Origin of the sequence: Burkholderia sp. HAN2018, from assembly GCF_024704855.1 — a bacterium.
GTDB classification, from domain to species: Bacteria; Pseudomonadota; Gammaproteobacteria; order Burkholderiales; family Burkholderiaceae; genus Burkholderia; species Burkholderia cepacia.
The window spans coordinates 1-3391 of record NZ_QOBB01000405.1 but is presented as its reverse complement, the minus strand read 5'-3'; the positions used below and the strand labels follow the sequence as shown (position 1 = coordinate 3391).

Here is a 3391-nt window from a genome sequence, read left to right as displayed (position 1 = left end):
CGTGCGCGCCGCGATCGCGTCGGGCCACGACGGCCCGGCGCGCGCGCAGGCGCGGCTGATCGACACGATCGTCGCGGCGCTGCCCGGCGTAATCGTCGCCGGCGATTCGACGAGCCCCGTGTACGTCGGTAATTTCACCCACGACGCGCACGCACCGCGCAGCTGGTTCAACTCGTCTACCGGCTACGGCACGCTCGGCTACGGGCTGCCCGCCGCGATCGGCGCGAAACTCGCCGCGCCCGCACGCCCCGTCGTCTGCCTGATCGGCGACGGCGGCCTGCAGTTCACGTTGCCGGAGCTCGCGAGCGCGGTCGAGGCCCGCGTGCCGGTGATCGTGATCGTCTGGAACAACCGCGGCTACGGCGAGATCCGCAAATACATGGTCGCGCGCGACATCACGCCGATCGGCGTCGATCCGTACACGCCCGATTTCCTGGCGCTCGCGCGCGGCTTCGGCTGCGCGGCGCACGCGGCCGCGACGCCCGACGCACTGGCTGCCACGTTGCGCGACGCCGTCGCGCGCGCGATCCCGACCGTGATCGAGATCGACGAAGCGACATGGTTCGAGCAGGTGCAGCGATGAGTCAGGCCCCCGATTTTCACTTTGATCCGCCGCTGCGTACCGGGCTTTTCATCGCCGGCGCGTGGGGGTCCGGCGCCGACGGCGCCACGTTGCCGATCGTCGATCCGTCGACTGAAGCGGTCCTCGCGCATGTAGCTGCCGGCGGCAGCGCGGACGTCGAGCGCGCCGTCCAGGCCGCGGCCCGCGCGTTTCCCGGCTGGAAACGCACGACGGGTGCCGCGCGCGCGGCCCTGCTCCGCGCGATCGCGCGCGGCGTCGACACGCACCGCACACGGCTCGCGACGCTGCAGTCGTTCAATAACGGCAAGCCGTTCGCCGAAGCGGAGATCGACGTCGCCGACGTGATCGCCACGTTCGACTACTACGCCAGCCTCGCGGAACGCGTCGACACCGACGGCGAAACCGAGGTCGCGCTGCCCGGCGACGACCACCGCGCATGGATCCGGCGCGAACCGGCCGGCGTCGCCGCGCTGATCGTGCCGTGGAATTTCCCGATGGTGACGACCGCATGGAAGCTCGCGCCGGCGCTCGCGGCCGGCTGTACCGTCGTGCTGAAGCCGTCCGAGATCACGCCGCTGCCGGAACTCGAACTCGTCGCGATCGCCGCCGCAGCGGGCCTGCCGCCAGGCGTGCTGAACGTCGTGACGGGCACCGGCCCCGACGTCGGTGCCCGGCTGTGCGCGCATCCGCTCGTCGCGAAGGTGTCGTTTACCGGCAGCACGGCGGTCGGCGCGCAGGTCATGAAAACCGCCGCGGACACGATCAAGGGCGTCGGCCTCGAACTCGGCGGCAAGTCGTCGATCGTCGTGTTCGACGACGCCGATCCCGACCACGCGGTCGAGCTGATCGCGGGCGGCGGCCTGTTCAACGCGGGGCAGATGTGTTCGGCGACCTCGCGCGTGCTCGTCGCCGCGCCGCTCGCCGACGACCTGATCGCACGCCTCGCGCGGCGGATCGACGCGACCGTCGTCGGCCCGCCGTTCGCGCCCGGCGTGCAGATGGGCCCGCTGACGAACCGCGCGCAATACGAGCGCGTGAAGCGCCACATCGCGCAAGGCCGCGCCGACGGCGCGCGGCTCGTGACGGGCGGCGACGTGCCCGCCGGCCCCGGTTACTTCATCCGGCCCGCGCTGTTCGCCGACGTGCCGGCCGACAGCCCGCTATGGCGCGACGAAATCTTCGGGCCGGTGCTGTGCGTCCGCACGTTCGATACCGAGTACGACGCGATCGCGGCCGCCAACGATACCGAATACGGGCTCGTCGCGACCGTCGTCACGCGCGACGCGGCACGCGGCAAGCGGGTCGCCGACGCGCTCGAAGCAGGCGTCGTGTGGATCAACACGCCGCAACTGATCTATCCGCAAACCTCATGGGGCGGCTACAAGCGCAGCAGCGTCGGACGCGAGCTCGGCCCGTTCGGGCTGGCCGCATTCCAGGAGATCAAGCAGGTCATGATGCCGGCCCGCTGAGGCCGTCCGGGCCATGCGTTTATCTCATGCCGCGCATGCGGATATTTCGTTTGTTGCGGAAATTTGACGTCCCTACAGTGCATCCACACCCCGCGCCGCCATTCGGCGACCGGCATCGAACCACCCGGCATCGTTCATCAGGAGACGGCCATGCAACACTTCAAGGCGGGCAGAAGGCAGGTGATCAAAACCCTCGGCACGGCACTCGCCGCATCCGCCCTTCCGATGCCGTTCATCAGTACTGCGAAGGCACAGACGAGCAGCTTCGCGGGCAAGACGCTGCGCATCCTCACGTGGTCTGACGATACCGGTGCGGCCGCGCTGCGCAACATCGCGGAAACGTTCAGCAAGCAGACTGGCGCACGCGTGATCGCCGACCGCGCGGACGGCACGTCGGGCATGGTCGCGAAGGTCAAGGCCGCCGGCGAGCGGCCGACCTACGACGTGATCACGCTGGCCGGCGTCGGTGCGGCCGGCCTCGCCGATGCAGGCCTGCTCGCGAAGCCGGACCTGAACCGGCTGCCGAACCTGAAGGACGTCGCGCCGCAGTACCGCACGGGCGCAAACGGGTTCGGTGTCGGCTACCTGCTGTGGTCGGACGGGCTGATCTACAACACGTCGACCGTCAAGACCGCACCGGCGAGCTACGAAGCGCTGTGGGATCCGAAATATGCGGGGCGCCTGTTTCTTCCGCCGCCGGAGTGGGCCGAGGCGGTCGATCTCGCGATCGTCGCCGCGAAGCTGGCCGGCGGTTCGCAGCAGAACATCGAGCCGGGTTTCCGCAAGCTCGCGGCGCTCAAGGATCGTGTGATGACGCTCGGCGAAAACCCGAACCAGGTCGCCGACCTGTTCCGCACCGGCTCGCTCGACATCGGCGGCATCTATTCGCCCGCGTTCTTCCCGGACCAGATCCGCAAGCCCGACTACAAGATGGGCGTGACGTACGGGATGAAGGAAGGCTTCGCGACGCAACTGATGTTCACGGTGATTCCGAAAGCGCACCCGGGCGACCTCGACCTGATCCATGCGTTCATCAACCACACGCTCGACGCGGGCGTGCAGGGCCGGATGGCGGCGGACGTGCTGAACGGGCCGGTGAATTCGAAGGCCGTGATCCCGGCGGAAAGCCGCGCATTCGTGCCGTCGCCGCAGCAGATCGCGGAGAAGGCCATCCTCCACGACGACAAGGCGCTCGCTGCCGTTCAGCCGGCGTGGATCAAGCGCTATACCAGCCTCTTCGCGGCCTGACGACATGGCCTCGCTGCCTTCCTCCCGTCACGCGGAACCCAGCGCCGCCGGCCCGGCCGGCGGCGCCTCGGCCGCCGCTGCCGCACGGCCC

The 3391-nt window shown here is 69.6% G+C and carries 3 protein-coding genes; all 3 read left to right on the top strand.

Annotated elements, in window-relative coordinates; genetic code table 11:
• Positions 1-583 (top strand): thiamine pyrophosphate-dependent enzyme (locus DPV74_RS40155; protein WP_240440108.1); only part of this gene is annotated, 583 nt, incomplete at its 5' end.
• The gene (locus DPV74_RS40150) at positions 580-2052 is read left to right on the top strand and encodes an aldehyde dehydrogenase family protein (protein ID WP_060083318.1); all 1473 of its coding nucleotides are present in this window, start codon (positions 580-582) and stop codon (positions 2050-2052) included. The genes DPV74_RS40155 and DPV74_RS40150, both read left to right, overlap by 4 nt.
• A 150-nt stretch (positions 2053-2202) precedes the next feature.
• Positions 2203-3300, top strand: a complete 1098-nt coding sequence (locus tag DPV74_RS40145) for a PotD/PotF family extracellular solute-binding protein (RefSeq protein ID WP_048245295.1) — start codon at positions 2203-2205, stop codon at positions 3298-3300.
• Positions 3301-3391: the final 91 nt, after the last annotated feature.

Bases quoted from the DNA above. Each gene is read 5' to 3' on its own strand.
- DPV74_RS40145 (WP_048245295.1), top strand. From the start codon at position 2,203: ATGCAACACTTCAAGGCGGGCAGAAGGCAGGTGATCAAAACCCTCGGC.
- DPV74_RS40150 (WP_060083318.1), top strand. From the start codon at position 580: ATGAGTCAGGCCCCCGATTTTCACTTTGATCCGCCGCTGCGTACCGGG.